Genomic DNA, 19,234 nt, shown 5'->3' on the forward strand with positions numbered 1-19,234 from the left:
GGAATCTGGCTATTCTTCTGTCTAAGCCGTTCTTCGTCCAAGTGCCGCCCCGCACGGTGGGATAATCACCACCACGCTCACAATAATTAGGCTAATCACTAGGACAAATGCGTTCATAATTTACTTTATTCGTTTTTAATTCGTATGCTTGACGTATATTTAAGAGTTATCACTTTCTATGATTGTTGACAACGATTATTTTTGTTTTTTTATAATTAAATTATTTTATTTATATTTTTCATTTAGATAACTAAGAAACAGTTAAATCCACTGGAATTCATTCATTTTTAGCTCAGAAAAAATTACTATCTATTTGTTTAATAAAATTATTAAACAATAAAATAATAAAAAAATGTGTTAATCGTCTAAGTCTCGATAACATGACAAAAATGTGATCGAAATTAATTCTTATGGTTAATGATTACCACGATAAACAGTATATAGAACTAAAAATTATTAAATTAATATTATGTATTTTATATGATTATAATCATCAACGAATACCTCTTATTATCGTTATATTTTTTTATCATAAGAACTCAATATTTTTAGAATTTTCATATATAACACTATGTTATTATTAAAACTCAACCGACTGAATAGTGTCAGTATTCTCATAATGAGAAATATATTTACGAACCTTTTCACAAAACAATGAAAGGCAACTTTTCATTATTTTTTATCAATCCATGATAACAGCTTTCTTGCTAAGGAGAGCATCATGGCACTGGCCGTTATTCATACACGGGCAACAATTGGTATTGATTCCCCTATCGTCACGATAGAAGCACATATCAGTAATGGTTTACCCGGTCTCACCCTTGTTGGTTTACCTGAAACTACCGTAAAAGAAGCCAGAGATCGTGTCCGAAGCGCTCTGATCAATAGTGGTTTTACTTATCCTCCCAAAAGGATCACTGTCAATTTAGCACCAGCAGATCTCCCCAAAGAAGGGGGAAGATACGATTTACCCATCGCGATTGCAATTTTAGCCGCATCAGAGCAAATCACGACAGATAAGCTACATAATTACGAGTTTTTAGGTGAGTTAGCACTCTCTGGTGAAATACGGAAAATTACGGGAGCAATTCCCGCCGCATTGAGTGCAAAAAGAGCAGGAAGACAGCTAATCCTCTCCTCAGAAAATCAAGCTGAACTGGCAATTTTGTCTCAGAACGAAACATTAATGGCAAATCATTTGCTACAAGTTTGCCACTTCTTACAGGGAGAAACAGCGGCTTTATCCTCTCCTCCTCTTGGCGAACTACAGACTGAAGCATTTATTCTGGATATACAGGATATTATTGGGCAGGAACAAGCTAAACGCGCATTGGAGATCACCGCGGCTGGCGGTCATAATCTTCTGCTACTCGGCCCTCCAGGCACTGGCAAAACTATGCTTGCCAGCCGATTATGTGGCTTATTACCACCATTAACGCATCAGGAAGCGCTAGACGTCGCTGCAATCAATAGCTTAGCTGGATGTCCAGTTAATCCTCAAAAATGGCATATACGCCCATTTAGAGCCCCTCATCATAGTTCTTCAATGGCAGCTCTTGTTGGAGGAGGTTCAATACCTAAGCCGGGAGAAATTTCTCTCGCCCATAATGGGGTGTTATTTCTAGATGAATTACCTGAATTTAATCGCAGTGTCCTTGATGCCCTGCGGGAACCGCTAGAATCCGGCGAAATAGTAATATCCCGTGCCAGAGCAAAAGTCCGTTTTCCTGCCCAAGTTCAATTGATTGCAGCTATGAATCCTAGCCCAACCGGTTATCATCAAGGAATGCATAACCGAAGTAGCCCACACCAAGTATTACGTTACCTCTCTAAACTATCAGGCCCTTTTTTAGATCGTTTTGATCTCTCTATTGAAGTTCCTCTGCTCCCTCCAGGAACTTTAAGTCAATCATCAACAAAATATGGAGAAAGTAGTCAAGAAATCAAAAAACGCGTAGCAAGGGCAAGAAAAATACAAGTAGAGCGCTGTGGGCACATCAATGCCCATCTCAGTAGCAAACAAACCGAAGTTATTTGCAAAATTAGTATGGAAAATGCCGTTTTTCTGGAAAATACTTTATTGAAATTAGGACTATCTATACGTGCTTGGCACAGAATACTTAGGGTTTCTCGCACAATTGCAGACTTAAAAGAACAAGCAAGAATAGAAAAACCAGATATTATGGAAGCACTCAGCTATCGAAGTATGGATAGGTTACTTATTCAATTACAGAAGCAGGCTGGATAAGTTATTGGCTAAAAGAGAGGCAATCGCCCCTCTTGCGTAGGTGATTAATAACAATGATGGTATTAATCATCAGTATCGGTATAGTCCTCTGAAGAATCAATCTGCGGTTTTCCGCCGGAAAGAGTATGAAAACGTTTTGGACGGCTAATTTTTTCCAAATACTTAGTCCATACCTTTTCCTCTGTTGTTGCAGGTGCACGTTCACCACGGCAAACTGCAACAAACAGTTTTTCTTCTTCTGTTTGAGGTTCACGTTTACCAAGGTCCAATTCATTGAACGCATGACCATAACGTTCTAGCAATTGAGCCTCTTTGATGGTGAAATCACCATGACGGGAAAATCCACGTGGATAATTTTTATTATCAAAAAAACGATTAGTCGTGATGAAGCTTTCAGCCATCTGACACACTCCTAACTCTAAGTCATACTAATTTATGGCGCGGAGTATTAGGGAGGCTTGACATTCTGTAAAACAAAATATTTAAATCTTAACGACAAAAACTATTGGAGATACATGTGGACACTGAATTACTGAAAACCTTTTTGGAAGTCAGTAAGACTCGTCACTTTGGTCGGGCAGCTGAATCGCTCTATTTAACACAATCCGCTGTTAGTTTTCGTATCCGCCAACTAGAAAATCAATTGGGTACCAATCTATTCACACGACATCGTAATAATATCCGCCTAACTGCAGCCGGAGAACGTCTGGTACCTTATGCAGAATCACTAATGAATACCTGGCAATTAGCGAAGAAAGAAATCAATTATGTCGCCCAGCATTCAAAACTCTCTATCGGCGCTACAGCATCCCTATGGGACAGCTATCTAACATCCTGGATAAATACATTTTATCAACTCCATCGGGAAACAAGAATCGAGTCTCTCGTTTCGACACGCCAGTCGCTAGTCAAACAATTACATTCTCGTGAATTGGATCTCTTAATTACTACTGAACCCCCCAAAATGGATGAGTTTCAAAGTCAGTTGATAGGTAATATCCAGCTTATTTTATTAACAACCCAGCATAATCTTGATAAGGGCGTAGAAAATTATATTAAATTAGAGTGGGGAGCTGATTTTCACCAACAAGAACAACAAATCTTAAAGAACGATCATCCCCCTATCATTACAACCACATCAGCACATATTGCCAAAGAGTTATTGGATAGTGTTAATGCTGCTACCTTCCTTCCTGTACATTGGCAAGAACAATATCCAAAACTCATTGCCTTACCTAATAATCAGTTAATAGAGCGACCATTGTACGCTGTATGGCTACAAAATAGTGACCAACAAGCGCTTATCCAACAATTATTAAAAATTCCTGTTGAGAAAGCACCTCTAACTACCCAAAAACAACTTTTATAGAAAAAAATAAGGATTGATGTACGGTTATAGAGCACTATAAGGTAGCGCCCACAAAGAAATTAGAATGACACGAGACTAGAAGTTAAAACCCTATGTCAGAACGATAATACGTTAGAACTGAGCAAGAAAATGATAAATAAGAAAAAACCCAGCTAAAATTAGCTGGGCTATTAATTTGAATAGCTATATCAATTATTACTTATTTGTTAACTGGCAGGGGCGGAGAGGCTCGAACTCCCAACACCCGGTTTTGGAGACCGGTGCTCTACCAATTGAACTACGCCCCTAAATACGGTGGCGGTGCGGACGGGACTCGAACCCGCGACCCCCGGCGTGACAGGCCGGTATTCTAACCAACTGAACTACCGCACCACCGAATTTCTTTTTTCTTTGCTGCCTTTTGTGCCGGCAACACTTATAAATTGATGTCTGGCAGTGCCCTACTCTCACATGGGGAGACCCCACACTACCATCGGCGCTACGGCGTTTCACTGCTGAGTTCGGCATGGGGTCAGGTGGGACCACCGCGCTATTGCCGCCAGACAAATCCTGTTTTCAATCCCGAACAAGCTGCTTTTCTACACTGAAACCCGTCTCTCTTTTCCACTCCCGAAAACCCCTTCGGTGTTGTCAGGTTAAGCCGCACGGTTCATTAGTACCGGTTAGCTCAACGTCTCGCAACGCTTACACACCCGGCCTATCCACGTCCTCGTCTCGAACGTTCCTTCAGTACCCTCAAGGGGTAAGGGAAGACTCATCTCAAGGCAAGTTTCCCGCTTAGATGCTTTCAGCGGTTATCTCTTCCGCACTTAGCTACCGGGCAGTGCCATTGGCATGACAACCCGAACACCAGTGGTGCGTCCACTCCGGTCCTCTCGTACTAGGAGCAGCCCCTTGCAATCTTCCAACGCCCACGGCAGATAGGGACCGAACTGTCTCACGACGTTCTAAACCCAGCTCGCGTACCACTTTAAATGGCGAACAGCCATACCCTTGGGACCTACTTCAGCCCCAGGATGTGATGAGCCGACATCGAGGTGCCAAACACCGCCGTCGATATGAACTCTTGGGCGGTATCAGCCTGTTATCCCCGGAGTACCTTTTATCCGTTGAGCGATGGCCCTTCCATGCAGAACCACCGGATCACTAAGACCTACTTTCGTACCTGCTCGAGCCGTCACTCTCGCAGTCAAGCTAGCTTATGCCTTTGCACTAACCTCACGATGTCCGACCGTGATTAGCTAACCTTCGTGCTCCTCCGTTACGCTTTGGGAGGAGACCGCCCCAGTCAAACTACCCACCAGACACTGTCCGCAACCCGGATAACGGGCCGGCGTTAGAACATCAAACATTCAAGGGTGGTATTTCAAGGATGGCTCCATGCAGACTGGCGTCCACACTTCCAAGCCTCCCACCTATCCTACACATCAAGGCTCCATGTTCAGTGTCAAGCTATAGTAAAGGTTCACGGGGTCTTTCCGTCTTGCCGCGGGTACACTGCATCTTCACAGCGAGTTCAATTTCACTGAGTCTCGGGTGGAGACAGCCTGGCCATCATTACGCCATTCGTGCAGGTCGGAACTTACCCGACAAGGAATTTCGCTACCTTAGGACCGTTATAGTTACGGCCGCCGTTTACTGGGGCTTCGATCAAGAGCTTCTCGCCGAGGCGATAACCCCATCAATTAACCTTCCAGCACCGGGCAGGCGTCACACCGTATACGTCCACTTTCGTGTTTGCACAGTGCTGTGTTTTTATTAAACAGTTGCAGCCAGCTGGTATCTGCGACTGGCCTCGGCTCCGGACGCACGTTCCTTCACCTAACGCCAGCGTGCCTTCTCCCGAAGTTACGGCACCATTTTGCCTAGTTCCTTCACCCGAGTTCTCTCAAGCGCCTGAGTATTCTCTACCTGACCACCTGTGTCGGTTTGGGGTACGATTCAATGTCACCTGGAGCTTAGAGGCTTTTCCTGGAAGCGGGGCATCAGCCACTTCAGCACCGTGGTGCCTCGTCATCACGCCTCAGTGTACAGCCAACCGGATTTGCCAAGTTAGCCCACCTACACGCTTAAACCGGGACGACCGTCGCCCGGATGGCCTAGCCTTCTCCGTCCCCCCTTCGCAGTCACCAGTACAGGAATATTAACCTGTTTCCCATCGACTACGCTTTTCAGCCTCGCCTTAGGGGTCGACTCACCCTGCCCCGATTAACGTTGGACAGGAACCCTTGGTCTTCCGGCGAGCGGGTTTTTCACCCGCTTTATCGTTACTTATGTCAGCATTCGCACTTCTGATACCTCCAGCCCACCTCACAGTGGACCTTCAACGGCTTACAGAACGCTCCCCTACCCAGCAACACTTAGTGTCGCTGCCGCAGCTTCGGTGCATGGTTTAGCCCCGTTACATCTTCCGCGCAGGCCGACTCGACCAGTGAGCTATTACGCTTTCTTTAAATGATGGCTGCTTCTAAGCCAACATCCTGGCTGTCTGAGCCTTCCCACTTCGTTTCCCACTTAACCATGACTTGGGGACCTTAGCTGGCGGTCTGGGTTGTTTCCCTCTTCACGACGGACGTTAGCACCCGCCGTGTGTCTCCCGTGATAACATTCTTCGGTATTCGCAGTTTGCATCGGGTTGGTAAGTCGGGATGACCCCCTAGCCGAAACAGTGCTCTACCCCCGAAGATGAGTTCACGAGGCGCTACCTAAATAGCTTTCGGGGAGAACCAGCTATCTCCCGGTTTGATTGGCCTTTCACCCCCAGCCACAAGTCATCCGCTAATTTTTCAACATTAGTCGGTTCGGTCCTCCAGTTAGTGTTACCCAACCTTCAACCTGCCCATGGCTAGATCACCGGGTTTCGGGTCTATACCCTGCAACTTATTCGCCCAGTTAAGACTCGGTTTCCCTGCGGCTCCCCTATACGGTTAACCTTGCTACAGAATATAAGTCGCTGACCCATTATACAAAAGGTACGCAGTCACCCTGATAAATCAAGGCTCCCACTGCTTGTACGTACACGGTTTCAGGTTCTTTTTCACTCCCCTCGCCGGGGTTCTTTTCGCCTTTCCCTCACGGTACTGGTTCACTATCGGTCAGTCAGGAGTATTTAGCCTTGGAGGATGGTCCCCCCCTCTTCAGACAGGATAACACGTGTCCCGCCTTACTCATCGAACCCACAGCCTGTGCTCTTCGTGTACGGGACTATCACCCTTTACTGTGCGCCTTTCCAGGCGCTTCCACTGACACACACACTGATGCTGGTTCTGGGCTCCTCCCCGTTCGCTCGCCGCTACTGGGGGAATCTCGGTTGATTTCTTTTCCTCGGGGTACTGAGATGTTTCAGTTCCCCCGGTTCGCCTCATTAACCTATGGATTCAGTTAATGATGGTGCAACGGATTGCACCGGGTTTCCCCATTCGGACATCGCCGGCTGATAGCGCTTCATATCAGCTCACCGGCGCTTTTCGCAGATTAGCACGTCCTTCATCGCCTCTGACTGCCTAGGCATCCACCGTGTACGCTTAGTCGCTTAACCTCACAACCCGAAGAAGTCTTCCGGTCGGAGTGTTGAGAGTTTCACCAATGTTATCATTCCATAACATTGACGGTTTCAAATTTTCAGCTTGTTCCAGATTGTTAAAGAGCGAATATTGCTAAACCGACGCGCACGCCCGCTTAGCAATATTTCGGTGGCACCGTCTTTCACCCGCTGCCTGAGCAAGATGGCGTCCCCTAGGGGATTCGAACCCCTGTTACCGCCGTGAAAGGGCGGTGTCCTAGGCCTCTAGACGAAGGGGACGTAAAGTCTTCTTCGCAGACGCTTGCTCTGTTTTTTCATCAGACAATCTGTGTGGGCACTGCACAATCACTATCGTTTGGTAAGGAGGTGATCCAACCGCAGGTTCCCCTACGGTTACCTTGTTACGACTTCACCCCAGTCATGAATCACAAAGTGGCAAGCGCCCTCCAAAAGGTTAAGCTACCTGCTTCTTTTGCAACCCACTCCCATGGTGTGACGGGCGGTGTGTACAAGGCCCGGGAACGTATTCACCGCAGCATGCTGATCTGCGATTACTAGCGATTCCGACTTCATGGAGTCGAGTTGCAGACTCCAATCCGGACTACGACAGACTTTATGAGGTCCGCTTGCTCTCGCGAGGTCGCTTCTCTTTGTATCTGCCATTGTAGCACGTGTGTAGCCCTACTCGTAAGGGCCATGATGACTTGACGTCATCCCCACCTTCCTCCGGTTTATCACCGGCAGTCTCCCTTGAGTTCCCACCCGAAGTGCTGGCAACAAAGGATAAGGGTTGCGCTCGTTGCGGGACTTAACCCAACATTTCACAACACGAGCTGACGACAGCCATGCAGCACCTGTCTCACGGTGCCCGAAGGCACTCCCGCATCTCTGCAGAATTCCGTGGATGTCAAGAGTAGGTAAGGTTCTTCGCGTTGCATCGAATTAAACCACATGCTCCACCGCTTGTGCGGGCCCCCGTCAATTCATTTGAGTTTTAATCTTGCGACCGTACTCCCCAGGCGGTCGATTTAACGCGTTAGCTCCGGAAGCCACAGCTCAAGGCCACAACCTCCAAATCGACATCGTTTACAGCGTGGACTACCAGGGTATCTAATCCTGTTTGCTCCCCACGCTTTCGCACCTGAGCGTCAGTCTTCGTCCAGGGGGCCGCCTTCGCCACCGGTATTCCTCCACATCTCTACGCATTTCACCGCTACACGTGGAATTCTACCCCCCTCTACGAGACTCTAGCCAACCAGTCTTAGATGCCATTCCCAGGTTAAGCCCGGGGATTTCACATCTAACTTAATTGGCCGCCTGCGTGCGCTTTACGCCCAGTAATTCCGATTAACGCTTGCACCCTCCGTATTACCGCGGCTGCTGGCACGGAGTTAGCCGGTGCTTCTTCTGTGGGTAACGTCAATCACAAGGTGTATTCGACCTTGTGCCTTCCTCCCCACTGAAAGTACTTTACAACCCGAAGGCCTTCTTCATACACGCGGCATGGCTGCATCAGGCTTGCGCCCATTGTGCAATATTCCCCACTGCTGCCTCCCGTAGGAGTCTGGGCCGTGTCTCAGTCCCAGTGTGGCTGGTCATCCTCTCAGACCAGCTAGGGATCGTCGCCTAGGTGAGCCATTACCCCACCTACTAGCTAATCCCATCTGGGTTCATCCGAAGGCGTGAGGCCCGAAGGTCCCCCACTTTGCTCCTTAGAGATTATGCGGTATTAGCCACCGTTTCCAGTGGTTATCCCCCGCCCTCGGGCAGATCCCCAGACATTACTCACCCGTCCGCCGCTCGCCGGCAGAAAAGCACGCTTTCCCCCGCTGCCGCTCGACTTGCATGTGTTAGGCCTGCCGCCAGCGTTCAATCTGAGCCATGATCAAACTCTTCAATTAAAAGTTTGATGCTCAAAGAATTTCACTGTTAGTTCATAATGAATTAACTGCTTAGTCACTCTTTAAGACTTGAATCTTTTTTGCCTTGCGGCAATTCGATAGTCTCTTGCGAGTGCCCACACAGATTGTCTGATTAACTTGTTAAAGAGCGTTGGCAACCGGAAGCGTCTTCCGGGTTGCGAGGCTGCGTATCTTACGCTTTTCGCCTTGAGAGTCAAGCGATTATTTTCACTTTTCTCTTACCGCCGTCGCCGCGTGTTTCAGCTTAGCGTCGGTCAGTGGTGGCGCATTATAGGGAGTTTTTTGATACTGGCAATAGTTTTTTGCAATTTTATTTTCAAATGAGTATTTTTTGCCCTTTTAAATATAAAAATCACTCAAATAGGCTAATATTAATACATCCCACTCCATTGCATGGCGTTTTTTTCCTCAATAACATTCCTATATAATTGCCTATATGTTTGCGATCCACTCTAACTATTGAGGTTTTTATGCCTACTGTTTTACGTCAATATCTAAATTTCTATCCTCAAATCGGTCAAAAAGTTCTTTTAGATCCTTCTTCTGTTGTAATTGGAGATGTCAGATTAGCAGACAATGTCAGCATTTGGCCCCTTGTAGTTATCAGGGGAGATGTAAATTATGTCTCAATTGGTTCACGTACAAATATTCAAGATGGCTCTGTTTTGCATGTGACGCATAAATCTCCTGATAATCCAAATGGCTTCCCACTAATCATTGGCGAAGATGTCACCGTAGGTCATAAATCAATGCTGCATGGATGTAAAATTGGAAATCGAGTCTTAGTTGGCATGGGTTCCATTTTACTTGATGGGGTAACTATTGAAGACGATGTTGTGATTGGAGCTGGTAGTCTAGTTCCTCCAGGTAAAAAATTAGAAAGCGGTTATCTGTATGTCGGTAGCCCTGCCAAACAAGTACGAAAACTCAAACCTGAAGAATTGGAAGGGCTGCTTTATTCCGCTAATAATTACGTTAGCTGGAAAAATGACTACCTATCAACACAAGCAGAAAGCAAAGAGTAGCGTCCAAATTGATCATCATGCCCACTCAAGATGGCTGTTTCAAACTCTTCTTCCAAATCCCAGCGATGTTGGCGAAACAAATCGAGTGGGTGATGATCCTTGCCATAACGCTCGCTTATTTCATCAGAACTCATCATACATTCCACCAGCAAACCATCCACCATTGCTGGAAATATCACCTTATTTTCTGCCTCATCCCACTCTTCACGATCAGGAAATTGAATTGATTGGTTCATACATGTAACTCCTGTCTTAAGGCCGTTAAAGCAGGTTCTATTTCGGGCAATACTCCATGCCACAATTCAAAAGAATACGCAGCCTGCCCAACCAGCATTCCTAGGCCATCAGCCAAACGTGAAACACCATTTTGATGAGCAAACGTAAGGAAAGGCGTTAATCCATGCTGGTAATACATGTCGTAACACACACTATTATTTTGAAAAATCAACGGAGAGATGGCAGGAATTTGCCCATCAAGGCCAGAAGCTGTTGCATTAATGATAATATCAAAATCTGGAGTAATAAGGCCAAGAGCACTCATTTCAATGGCCTGGATATCACCTAATAGAGAAAATGTATTTGCGATTATTTGAGCACGTTCAAATGTTCGGTTAGTAATAGTGACTGAACAGCCCAGTGACAACAAAGGAGACAATACACCTTTCGCTGCCCCACCAGCACCTATAATCAGAATCTTCTGTCCTTGAGAGAGGAATTTGAGTCGCTGCAAGTCTACTAATAATCCCATCCCGTCAGTATTGTCACCAAGCAATCGGTTTCCCTCAATTCGTTTTAATGTATTAACTGCACCGCAGAGACTCGCCCGTTCAGTTAATTCATCAGAGCATTTATAGGCTCTCTCTTTAAAAGGAACGGTGATATTCGCTCCTAATCCCCCCTGCTCGAAAAAATGAGTTAGGGTTTGTTCAAAATTTTCTACTGGAGCAAGTATTCTCCCATACTGATGTTCGATACCTGTTTGTTCAGCAAACAATCGATGAATATAAGGAGATTTACTATGTGCGATTGGATTCCCAAAAACAGCAAATTTATCCATAATTATCTATCCTTGCCGATATAATTTACCCGTTAACGCATCCCTGATTTCTGATGGATTCCTACGCCCACCAACTTCTCCTTCTAATATTGGGACACGATTGCCAAATTGCTGTCTTACTTCTTCTACACTACGACATGGTTCTAACCCACTTAGATTCGCACTGGTCGAAACAAGTGGTTTTTCATATATAGCGCACAGCTGCTGAACCAAAGGGTGATCCGTAATTCGAACGGCCAACGTTGAAAATTTGCCAGTCAACCATTTTGGTGTGGCTGCTTTCGCAGGGATTACCCATGTAACAGGGCCAGGCCAAGATGAGAATATGGTTTCTTTCTGTGCATCATTTAGCTGTTCATCATCAATATAAGGACATAATCTTTCATACTTATCAGCAATAAGAATTAGTCCTTTCTCCCATGGCCTATTTTTCAACGCTAATAGCTCTTGCACTGCATTTTCACTATCAGGATCACACCCTAATCCAAAAACGGCTTCAGTTGGATAGGCAATAACTTTTTCTTCTTTTAAGGCCGTGATAACTTCATCAAATACTGGTGAGATTACGTAACTCATTTCATTTCTCAATTTCGTTAACTTGCTGCTTACTACACAATTTACTGGCACAGAATAATTTTACGCCTTGGGAAGTGCGCTTTTCTATTAACAATGGATAGTGACAAAACATACATTCACCTGAAGTTGGCTTATTATTAAGTGCAAACTGACACTCTGGATAGCGACTACAGGAATAAAATGTCTTACCAAAGCGAGACTTACGCTGGAGTAATTTTCCTTGCTGACATTGAGGACAATTAATTGACGTTTCATCTGGTTTATCAATTAATTCTGTATATCCACATTCAGGATAATGGCTACAGCCAATGAACATACCATAACGCCCTTGACGCAAGGCTAAAGTGAAACCGCATTTGGGACAGCGTTGACCATCCAATTCTTTAACAATATGTCCATCTACTTGTGCTTTCAAAGGACGGAGATAATGGCAAGATGGATAACTGGAACACGCATAAAATGGGCCATGAGCGCCATTGCGGATCACTAACTCAGCATTACACTCAGGGCAATGCTCTCTTTCTTTTATAGTAAAAGGCACTTTCTTAAACATATCTCACTCGCTGAATATCGGCAGCCGCCATAACATTAGAAAAAGCACAAATTAAATCGCTTAATTAGTTCGGACATACCCACCAGCAACAACAGCAACTTTTCCCATGAGTTCCAACTCCAGTAATTTGGTCATAACTTCGGTAACAGGCAGGGAAGAACGCTGGGCAATCACATCAATAGGTGTAACTTCACTACTTACGTTAACCAGCACATCCACAAATGGCAACTCTGTTTGTTCAAATTGTTTATTTTCTTCCTCCTGACCTTTTTCTTCTATATTAACCCATTGAAAAGACGAACTAATATGTTCCATGATATCCATTACATTTGTTGCCAAATAAGCCCCTTGTTTAATCAACCAATGATTGCCTTCATTCGTAGGAGTGCCTAATGGACCAGGTAATGCAAAGATGTCTCGCCCTTGTTCAAGAGCACAACGCGCTGTAATTAATGAACCACTATTCTTATGAGCTTCCACAATAAGAAGAGCCAAACTTAACCCACTAATAATCCGATTTCGTCTTGGAAAATGCTTGGCCTTAGGTGGCACATCAGGAAAAAATTCGGAAACTAATGCGCCATTTTCTTTAATATGATCGGCTAAGGACTTATGTCTACTGGGGTAAATATTTTTAAGCCCACTACCAAGTACGGCGATTGTTCTGCCTCCCGAATCCAATGCTGCCTGATGGCAGATACCGTCAATACCAATCGCCAATCCACTCGTTATTACCAGATTATTTTTAGCCAAACCACTAGCAAATATCTTTCCCCATTTTTCGCCATAAAAAGTTGCAGCCCTGCTACCCACTATTGAAATTTGCTTTTGAGATAAAACCGATACATCACCAACAACAAAAAGAACAAGAGGTGGAGAGTGTATTTGTTTTAATAAAGGCGGATATGCGGGATGAGAGAAAGTCAACAAATGATGATCTGGCTGTTCTAACCAATTGAGAGCCGAAATTAGCGCGGAAGTGTTAGCTTTCATAAATTGCAAGCATTGTGCAGATGACAGACCACATGCTTTAAGGGAGGATATACTGCAATTTTTCGTTTGTAACAGACGATCCATAATAAGCATGGCCTTCGCTGCTGAAAGATGAGAGACCATTTTCATTCTTAACCACATTTCCATCGCTTCCATCGCTTCCATATCGTCATCCTGACCTGAGGTTGAGAGCACCCTCTCATGATTAATTTATGCTCAATACTGTCAATCTAAATGGGAAATGTCTAGAATAGGCATCAATTATCACTCACTTTTTGGATGCAGTTCTAAACATATATGTCAGTTTTACAAGTATTACATTATCCAGACGAGCGACTTCGCACAGTTGCCAAGCCAGTAGAAAAAGTCGATGCAGAAATTCAGCGTATCGTTGATGATATGTTTGAAACGATGTATGCAGAGGAAGGTATTGGTTTAGCGGCAACACAAGTCGATATACATCAGAGAATTATTGTCATTGACGTCTCTGAGGATCGTGATCAACGTCTTGTTCTGATTAACCCGGAATTGATTAATAAAGCCGGTGAAACAGGAATAGAAGAAGGTTGTTTATCTGTTCCTGAACAGCGTGGATTTGTGCCTCGCTCTGAGCAAGTAAAAATTAAGGCCTTAGACTATAACGGCCAACCATTTGAATTAGAAGCTGATGGATTACTGGCAATCTGTATTCAACATGAAATGGATCATTTAGTCGGTAAACTCTTTGTTGATTATTTATCACCATTGAAACGTCAACGCATCCGTCAGAAAGTTGAAAAAATTGACCGACTGAGAGCCAAAAACAAATAACTTTTATTATCGCAGGAAATAACAGTGTCTGATTCTTTACGTATTATTTTTGCCGGAACGCCTGATTTCGCGGCTCGCCATTTGGCTGCTTTATTAAACTCTCAACACCAAGTTGTCGGAGTGCTCGCTCCACCAGACAAGCCGGCAGGAAGAGGTAAGAAACTGACACCAAGTCCTGTAAAGGTATTGGCTGAAGAACATGATATTCCTGTTTTCCAGCCAAAAACCTTACGTACAGAAGAAAGCCAACAATGGGTCATGGCGCAGCAAGCTGATATTATGATCGTTGTTGCCTATGGCTTAATCCTTCCCCAAGCCATTTTAGATATACCACGTTTAGGATGCTTAAATGTCCACGGTTCTTTGCTACCTCGCTGGCGTGGTGCAGCTCCCATTCAGCGCTCCATTTGGGCCGGCGACCAAGAAACTGGCATAACTATCATGCAGATGAATGCAGGACTTGATACTGGTGATATGCTATTGAAAGCCATTTGCCCAATTACAAACGAAGATACCAGTGCTAGCTTATACGAAAAACTTGCCGATATTGGGCCAAAAGCCTTACTCAATACCCTAGATTTAATCACATCGGAAACACACCAGCCTGAAATTCAGGATGACACACTTGCAACCTATGCCGAAAAACTGAGTAAAGATGAAGCAAAAATAGATTGGAATTTATCGGCAAGCCAAATTGAGCGTTGTATTCGTGCCTTCAACCCTTGGCCTATGAGCTTCTTCTCAGTTGATGATCAACCAATTAAAATCTGGCAGGCAGAAGTCATTGCAGAGCAAACCACCCAATCTCCTGGAACAATTATCAACGCAGATAAAAGAGGTATTCAAATTGCAACTGCGGATGGGATATTAAATATTGTTCAATTACAACCTCCGGGCAAGAAAGCAATGTCGGCTGCTGATCTCTTAAACTCCAAACGTGAGTGGTTTACACCTGGTAGCAAAATCAACTGATACTAACCTGACTTTGCCTGAATATTTTAGCATTCAGGCTTCTTCCTATTTTACCATGCTGACGAAAGTCAGCTTTTTGACCATAGCATGAAAAATACATATAACCTGAGAAGCATCGCTGCAAAAGCAATCACTCAAGTGCTTGAGCAAGGGCAATCCCTCAGCACCGTTATACCCGAACTCCAACAAAAAGTTTCTGATAAAGATAAAGCATTGTTACAAGAGATCTGTTTTGGTGTGATGAGGGTATTACCTCAGCTTGAGTGGTTTATCAGTCAACTCATGGCAAAGCCATTGAAAGGAAAACAACGTATTTTCCACTACCTAATCATGGTGGGTATATATCAGCTGATATATACACGTATACCTGCACACGCTGTACTTGCCGAAACCGTCAATGGCGCAACTAATTTAAAACGACCACAGCTGAAAGGTGTCATTAATGGTGTCCTTCGCCAGTTTCAGCGCCAACAACAAGAATTAATCGAACGGGCAAATAATAAACACCTACACCCCAAATGGCTGCTAGAACGCATTCAAAAAGCATATCCACAAAATTGGCAAACTATAGTGGATGCCAACAACCAAAAGCCCCCTATGTGGCTACGAGTTAACCAATCCCATCACACGACGAAAGAATATCTTGCACTATTAGAAGAAGCTAATATAGAAGCAGAATTAGATACCAACCATCTTAGTGCTATTCGTCTTCTGAATCCCTGTCCTGTCAGTACACTACCCGGATTTAGCCAAGGCTGGGTAACCATTCAGGATCGCTCCGCACAGGGATGTGCAGAACTTTTAGAACCACGTGACGGTGAATCCATACTGGATCTTTGTGCTGCACCTGGCGGAAAAACCACTCATATCCTCGAAATAGCACCAAAATCTAAGGTTCTCGCTATCGATATTGATGAGCAACGGATTAAGCGAGTAAAAGAGAATTTACAACGGCTTAACTTACATGCTGTCGTTAAAACAGGTGATGGTCGCCTTCCACACGAGTGGGCTGCTGATGAACGATTTGATCGTATTCTTCTTGACGCTCCGTGCTCTGCCACAGGGGTTATTCGCCGTCATCCTGACATAAAATGGCTACGCAGGAACGAAGATATAAATCAATTAGTTACATTGCAATCTGAAATCCTTGAAGCTATTTGGCCATATTTGAAGCGTAATGGCACACTGGTTTATGCCACCTGTTCAATTTTACCTCAGGAAAATAGTGAGCAAATAAAGGCATTTTTGGCCCGTCATCCCGATGCTGTATTATCAAAACCAGGTAATTTGGATACTCCTGGAACACAAATTATTCCAGAAGCTACGGGTGGTGACGGTTTCTTTTATGCCCGACTAACTAAGCAATAATAATGCTCTCTCGTTTCAATTGAACGAGAGAATTTTATGGTTTTGCTAAAATATCAAGATAGAAGATGGCTTCCAATTGAGAAGAGAATGCTATGAAGATAATCATTCTGGGTGCTGGCCAGGTTGGTGGAACATTAGCTGAAAATTTAGTTGATGAAAACAATGATATTACTGTCGTTGATACCGATACAGATCGTCTACGCCAGTTACAGGATAAATTCGATCTCCGAGTTGTCAATGGCCATGGTTCCCATCCCAGAGTATTGAAGGAAGCTGGTGCTGAAGATGCTGATATGTTAATAGCTGTCACAAATTCAGATGAAACCAATATGGTTGCATGCCAAATTGCTTACTCTCTATTTAACACACCTAATAAAGTCGCCAGGATACGCTCATCAGAATATATCCGAGAGTCAGAAAAGTTATTTCAACCTGATGATATTCCTATTGATTATCTAATATCACCTGAACAACTGGTTATTGATTACATCTATAAATTAATCCAATACCCAGGAGCATTACAAGTTGTTAATTTTGCTGAAGGGCGTGTCAGTATTGTCGCGGTTAAAGCCTATTATGGTGGTTCGCTGGTAGGTAACGCCTTATCCTCACTCCGAGAACATATGCCACATATTGATAGCAAAGTTGCTGCAATATTTCGTCAAGATCGTCCCATTAGACCACAAGGTTCAACGATTATTGAAGCTGGAGATGAAGTCTTTTTCGTTGCAGCATCACAACATATCAGGGCAGTAATGAGTGAATTACAACGCCTTGAAAAACCGTATAAACGCATCATGATTGTTGGTGGCGGTAATGTTGGTGCGGGCTTAGCCTTGCGACTTGAAAAAGATTACAGCGTCAAGCTAATTGAGCATAACCAAAAAAGAGCCATTGAATTAGCTGAACTATTGCACGATACCATCGTGTTTTATGGTGATGCGTCAGACCAAGAATTGCTAGCTGAAGAACATATTGAACAAGTTGACGTTTTTATAGCACTAACAAATGATGATGAAGCCAATATTATGTCAGCCATGCTTGCAAAACGAATGGGGGCTAAAAAAGCGATGGTTCTTATTCAACGCAGTGCATATGTTGATTTAGTACAAGGTGGAGTCATTGATATTGCAATTTCGCCTCAACAAGCAACAGTATCGGCGCTACTTGGCCATGTCCGTAAAGCAGATATTGTCAGTGTATTCTCATTAAGAAGAGGAGTTGCTGAAGCTATTGAGGCCATAGCACATGGCGATGAACATACTTCAAAAGTTGTTGGGCGTAAGATAGGTGATATCAAATTACCACCAGGAACAACAATAGGTGCCATTGTCCGCGATGAAGAAGTCATCATTGCTAATGATTACAGTATCATCCAACAAGGTGATCATGTAATCATGTTTATTACTGATAAAAAATTCGTGCCTGAAGTAGAAAAACTTTTCCAGCCAAGCCCTTTCTTCCTGTAGAAACATCAATTCGAACTTATTCGATTAATAGAATCTACTTAAAAAACTAGAAGGCCAATGATAACAACTTGAAAAAATTATTATCATTGGCCTCCCAGCCATGGTTTTTACCATGTTTTTCTTTACGATTATAACTTCCCTTACCTTTTTTATTTTTCTCTACTCTCTGTCGAAACAAAGGATCATGTAGTAAGGCTTCTATAGCATTATCTTTGATAACACCTTTTTTATGGCGATATGTTGTCATAATAACCTCTAAATTAATTAATAAAATCGTTTTACGATTAAAAACAGTGCGATTGTACTCTTAGCACTCAGAACAAGAAAGAAAAATTATCTGTTTGTCGCACCTTCTTCTAAAATTTCCAATATAGAACAATATGTACTGACGTGAGTGCTACCACAACAAGCATCACTCAACATTTTCAAAGAATCGCGCATTTTTTGCATTTCTAATAATTTTTCTTCCACTTCTCGCAATCTAGAATCAACAATATATTTTGATTCCTTACATGTATGGTGCTCAGGATCAACCCGAATAGATAGTAGTTCTACAATTGCTTCGAGTGTAAAACCTAATTGTTTTGCATAACGGATAAAACGTAATCGCTGTAGATCTTGTTCAGTATATAGTCTATAACCACCTTCTGTTCTCTCTCCATGAAGCATCAGCCCCTGTTTTTCATAAAAGCGGATAGTATCAGGTGTTACACCTGCTAATTTTGCCAACTGACCGATACGATACATAAGATTTTCCTATCAAGTAGAAAGTAATCACAATACTACCAGAATAGGCTAAGAGATCATCTGAACAGGAAAAATTTACAGATTAGCTGGTGAATTATAAAACGAAGAGTGAGAGGATCAAAATTAAAAAGCAATAAAAAACCGGGATAATACCCGGCTTTTTACGCTCCTACAGATTACTCTGCAGATGCTACTTCTGTCTGAGACTCTGCTGCACGGTCAACAAGCTCGATGTATGCCATCGGTGCATTGTCACCAGCACGGAAGCCACACTTCAGAATACGAGTGTAACCACCTGCACGGCTCGCAAAACGCGGGCCCAGTTCATTAAACAGTTTTGCCACGATCTCGTTATCACGAGTACGGGCGAATGCCAGACGACGATTAGCTACGCTGTCGGTCTTGGCAAGAGTAATCAGCGGCTCAACGACGCGACGCAGTTCTTTCGCTTTAGGCAGAGTCGTCTTGATGATTTCATGACGAACTAAAGAACCTGCCATGTTGCGGAACATAGCTTGGCGATGGCTGCTGTTGCGGTTCAATTGACGACCACTCTTACGATGGCGCATGACCTTATCCTTCTCAGTAAAACCTTAACCTGT

General features: G+C 43.8%; 17 protein-coding genes, 3 tRNA genes and 3 rRNA genes. 7 read left to right on the plus strand and 16 right to left on the minus strand.

The annotated features are described in order from the left end of the window. Nucleotides 1–21 precede the first annotated feature (21 nt). Nucleotides 22–117 carry an ilv operon leader peptide gene (gene ilvL / locus AAC853_RS03785; protein WP_152669737.1) on the minus strand — a complete coding sequence of 32 codons (96 nt, stop codon included), beginning with the start codon at nucleotides 115–117 and terminating at the stop codon, nucleotides 22–24. Nucleotides 118–721: 604 nt separating this feature from the next. Between ilvL and AAC853_RS03790 the strand changes: the two genes are divergently transcribed. Beyond that, on the plus strand, nucleotides 722–2,248 hold the full coding sequence (locus AAC853_RS03790) for a YifB family Mg chelatase-like AAA ATPase (RefSeq protein ID WP_340613738.1): 1,527 nt from the start codon (nucleotides 722–724) through the stop codon (nucleotides 2,246–2,248). A 62-nt stretch (nucleotides 2,249–2,310) separates the two neighbouring features. Here AAC853_RS03790 and AAC853_RS03795 read toward each other — a convergent pair whose 3' ends face one another. Beyond that, a complete protein-coding gene (locus AAC853_RS03795) occupies nucleotides 2,311–2,649 on the minus strand; it encodes a MaoP family protein (protein ID WP_189760754.1) in 339 nt (112 codons plus the stop codon). A 116-nt stretch (nucleotides 2,650–2,765) separates the two neighbouring features. Between AAC853_RS03795 and hdfR the strand changes: the two genes are divergently transcribed. Further along, nucleotides 2,766–3,617: an HTH-type transcriptional regulator HdfR gene (gene hdfR, locus AAC853_RS03800; RefSeq protein WP_340613739.1), complete on the plus strand. Its 852-nt coding sequence runs from the start codon at nucleotides 2,766–2,768 to the stop codon at nucleotides 3,615–3,617. A gap of 211 nt (nucleotides 3,618–3,828) precedes the next feature. On the opposite strand, the gene AAC853_RS03805 is transcribed toward hdfR, so the two are convergent. From AAC853_RS03805 to AAC853_RS03830, 6 genes are all read right to left on the minus strand, one after another. Next, nucleotides 3,829–3,904 (minus strand) — tRNA-Trp (locus tag AAC853_RS03805). A gap of 8 nt (nucleotides 3,905–3,912) precedes the next feature. Then, nucleotides 3,913–3,989, minus strand: a tRNA-Asp gene (locus AAC853_RS03810). A gap of 55 nt (nucleotides 3,990–4,044) precedes the next feature. Then, nucleotides 4,045–4,160: ribosomal RNA gene (gene rrf / locus AAC853_RS03815) — 5S ribosomal RNA — on the minus strand. 88 nt (nucleotides 4,161–4,248) lie between these two features. Beyond that, nucleotides 4,249–7,155: ribosomal RNA gene (locus AAC853_RS03820) — 23S ribosomal RNA — on the minus strand. A 188-nt stretch (nucleotides 7,156–7,343) separates the two neighbouring features. Further along, nucleotides 7,344–7,419 (minus strand) — tRNA-Glu (locus AAC853_RS03825). An 80-nt stretch (nucleotides 7,420–7,499) separates the two neighbouring features. Further along, a 16S ribosomal RNA gene (locus AAC853_RS03830) occupies nucleotides 7,500–9,041 on the minus strand. Together the 16S, 23S and 5S rRNA genes with 3 tRNA genes alongside form the textbook arrangement of a ribosomal RNA operon. A gap of 491 nt (nucleotides 9,042–9,532) precedes the next feature. On the opposite strand from AAC853_RS03830, the gene AAC853_RS03835 reads away from it, so the two are divergent. Next, nucleotides 9,533–10,087, plus strand: coding sequence for a gamma carbonic anhydrase family protein (locus tag AAC853_RS03835; protein WP_338804000.1), 555 nt, complete (start codon nucleotides 9,533–9,535; stop codon nucleotides 10,085–10,087). Here AAC853_RS03835 and AAC853_RS03840 read toward each other — a convergent pair. The 5 genes from AAC853_RS03840 to dprA are packed head-to-tail and all read right to left on the minus strand — an operon-like array spanning nucleotide 10,054 to nucleotide 13,422. Beyond that, nucleotides 10,054–10,323: a DUF1488 family protein gene (locus AAC853_RS03840; protein ID WP_273571509.1), complete on the minus strand. Its 270-nt coding sequence runs from the start codon at nucleotides 10,321–10,323 to the stop codon at nucleotides 10,054–10,056. The genes AAC853_RS03835 and AAC853_RS03840 overlap by 34 nt on opposite strands. Further along, nucleotides 10,320–11,144 (minus strand): shikimate dehydrogenase, encoded by an 825-nt coding sequence (aroE, locus tag AAC853_RS03845; RefSeq protein ID WP_340613740.1) that lies wholly within the window; start codon nucleotides 11,142–11,144, stop codon nucleotides 10,320–10,322. Before aroE ends, AAC853_RS03840 begins: the two co-directional genes overlap by 4 nt. Before the next feature lie 6 nt (nucleotides 11,145–11,150). Then, nucleotides 11,151–11,720: an L-threonylcarbamoyladenylate synthase type 1 TsaC gene (gene tsaC, locus AAC853_RS03850; protein ID WP_340613741.1), complete on the minus strand. Its 570-nt coding sequence runs from the start codon at nucleotides 11,718–11,720 to the stop codon at nucleotides 11,151–11,153. Nucleotide 11,721: 1 nt separating this feature from the next. Continuing rightward, a complete protein-coding gene (locus AAC853_RS03855; RefSeq protein WP_340613742.1) occupies nucleotides 11,722–12,273 on the minus strand; it encodes a topoisomerase DNA-binding C4 zinc finger domain-containing protein in 552 nt (183 codons plus the stop codon). A 60-nt stretch (nucleotides 12,274–12,333) separates the two neighbouring features. Beyond that, on the minus strand, nucleotides 12,334–13,422 hold the full coding sequence (gene dprA, locus AAC853_RS03860) for a DNA-protecting protein DprA (RefSeq protein WP_189760131.1): 1,089 nt from the start codon (nucleotides 13,420–13,422) through the stop codon (nucleotides 12,334–12,336). A gap of 141 nt (nucleotides 13,423–13,563) precedes the next feature. Between dprA and def the strand changes: the two genes are divergently transcribed. The 4 genes from def to trkA all read left to right on the plus strand — a co-directional run bounded on the left by def (nucleotide 13,564) and on the right by trkA (nucleotide 17,885). Next, the gene (gene def / locus AAC853_RS03865; protein ID WP_273571501.1) at nucleotides 13,564–14,076 is read left to right on the plus strand and encodes a peptide deformylase; all 513 of its coding nucleotides are present in this window, start codon (nucleotides 13,564–13,566) and stop codon (nucleotides 14,074–14,076) included. A 24-nt stretch (nucleotides 14,077–14,100) separates the two neighbouring features. Beyond that, on the plus strand, nucleotides 14,101–15,048 hold the full coding sequence (fmt, locus tag AAC853_RS03870) for a methionyl-tRNA formyltransferase (protein WP_273571499.1): 948 nt from the start codon (nucleotides 14,101–14,103) through the stop codon (nucleotides 15,046–15,048). Nucleotides 15,049–15,135: 87 nt separating this feature from the next. After that, nucleotides 15,136–16,416, plus strand: a complete 1,281-nt coding sequence (gene rsmB / locus AAC853_RS03875) for a 16S rRNA (cytosine(967)-C(5))-methyltransferase RsmB (protein ID WP_340613743.1) — start codon at nucleotides 15,136–15,138, stop codon at nucleotides 16,414–16,416. 92 nt (nucleotides 16,417–16,508) lie between these two features. Then, entirely contained in the window at nucleotides 16,509–17,885 is a 1,377-nt protein-coding gene (trkA, locus tag AAC853_RS03880) for a Trk system potassium transporter TrkA (RefSeq protein ID WP_189760127.1), read from the plus strand. 46 nt (nucleotides 17,886–17,931) lie between these two features. On the opposite strand, the gene AAC853_RS03885 is transcribed toward trkA, so the two are convergent. The 3 genes from AAC853_RS03885 to rplQ form a co-directional block, all read right to left on the minus strand. Continuing rightward, entirely contained in the window at nucleotides 17,932–18,132 is a 201-nt protein-coding gene (locus tag AAC853_RS03885) for an alternative ribosome-rescue factor A (protein WP_189760126.1), read from the minus strand. 86 nt (nucleotides 18,133–18,218) lie between these two features. Then, nucleotides 18,219–18,632: a Zn(2+)-responsive transcriptional regulator gene (gene zntR, locus AAC853_RS03890; RefSeq protein WP_189760125.1), complete on the minus strand. Its 414-nt coding sequence runs from the start codon at nucleotides 18,630–18,632 to the stop codon at nucleotides 18,219–18,221. Nucleotides 18,633–18,808: 176 nt separating this feature from the next. Further along, entirely contained in the window at nucleotides 18,809–19,201 is a 393-nt protein-coding gene (rplQ, locus tag AAC853_RS03895; protein WP_074021494.1) for a 50S ribosomal protein L17, read from the minus strand. Nucleotides 19,202–19,234: the final 33 nt, after the last annotated feature.

It is taken from the genome of Xenorhabdus thailandensis (genome assembly GCF_037996785.1).
Classification (GTDB): domain Bacteria; phylum Pseudomonadota; class Gammaproteobacteria; order Enterobacterales; family Enterobacteriaceae; genus Xenorhabdus; species Xenorhabdus griffiniae.

What these genes read in the sequence shown, in the direction of transcription:
- rplQ (WP_074021494.1), bottom strand. Translation starts at nt 19,201, where the DNA reads ATGCGCCATCGTAAGAGTGGTCGTCAATTGAACCGCAACAGCAGCCAT.
- def (WP_273571501.1), top strand. Translation starts at nt 13,564, where the DNA reads ATGTCAGTTTTACAAGTATTACATTATCCAGACGAGCGACTTCGCACA.
- AAC853_RS03790 (WP_340613738.1), top strand. Translation starts at nt 722, where the DNA reads ATGGCACTGGCCGTTATTCATACACGGGCAACAATTGGTATTGATTCC.
- AAC853_RS03885 (WP_189760126.1), bottom strand. Translation starts at nt 18,132, where the DNA reads ATGACAACATATCGCCATAAAAAAGGTGTTATCAAAGATAATGCTATA.
- zntR (WP_189760125.1), bottom strand. Translation starts at nt 18,632, where the DNA reads ATGTATCGTATCGGTCAGTTGGCAAAATTAGCAGGTGTAACACCTGAT.
- dprA (WP_189760131.1), bottom strand. Translation starts at nt 13,422, where the DNA reads ATGGAAGCGATGGAAATGTGGTTAAGAATGAAAATGGTCTCTCATCTT.
- aroE (WP_340613740.1), bottom strand. Translation starts at nt 11,144, where the DNA reads ATGGATAAATTTGCTGTTTTTGGGAATCCAATCGCACATAGTAAATCT.
- tsaC (WP_340613741.1), bottom strand. Translation starts at nt 11,720, where the DNA reads ATGAGTTACGTAATCTCACCAGTATTTGATGAAGTTATCACGGCCTTA.
- rsmB (WP_340613743.1), top strand. Translation starts at nt 15,136, where the DNA reads ATGAAAAATACATATAACCTGAGAAGCATCGCTGCAAAAGCAATCACT.
- AAC853_RS03855 (WP_340613742.1), bottom strand. Translation starts at nt 12,273, where the DNA reads ATGTTTAAGAAAGTGCCTTTTACTATAAAAGAAAGAGAGCATTGCCCT.
- trkA (WP_189760127.1), top strand. Translation starts at nt 16,509, where the DNA reads ATGAAGATAATCATTCTGGGTGCTGGCCAGGTTGGTGGAACATTAGCT.
- AAC853_RS03840 (WP_273571509.1), bottom strand. Translation starts at nt 10,323, where the DNA reads ATGAACCAATCAATTCAATTTCCTGATCGTGAAGAGTGGGATGAGGCA.
- ilvL (WP_152669737.1), bottom strand. Translation starts at nt 117, where the DNA reads ATGAACGCATTTGTCCTAGTGATTAGCCTAATTATTGTGAGCGTGGTG.
- AAC853_RS03835 (WP_338804000.1), top strand. Translation starts at nt 9,533, where the DNA reads ATGCCTACTGTTTTACGTCAATATCTAAATTTCTATCCTCAAATCGGT.
- AAC853_RS03795 (WP_189760754.1), bottom strand. Translation starts at nt 2,649, where the DNA reads ATGGCTGAAAGCTTCATCACGACTAATCGTTTTTTTGATAATAAAAAT.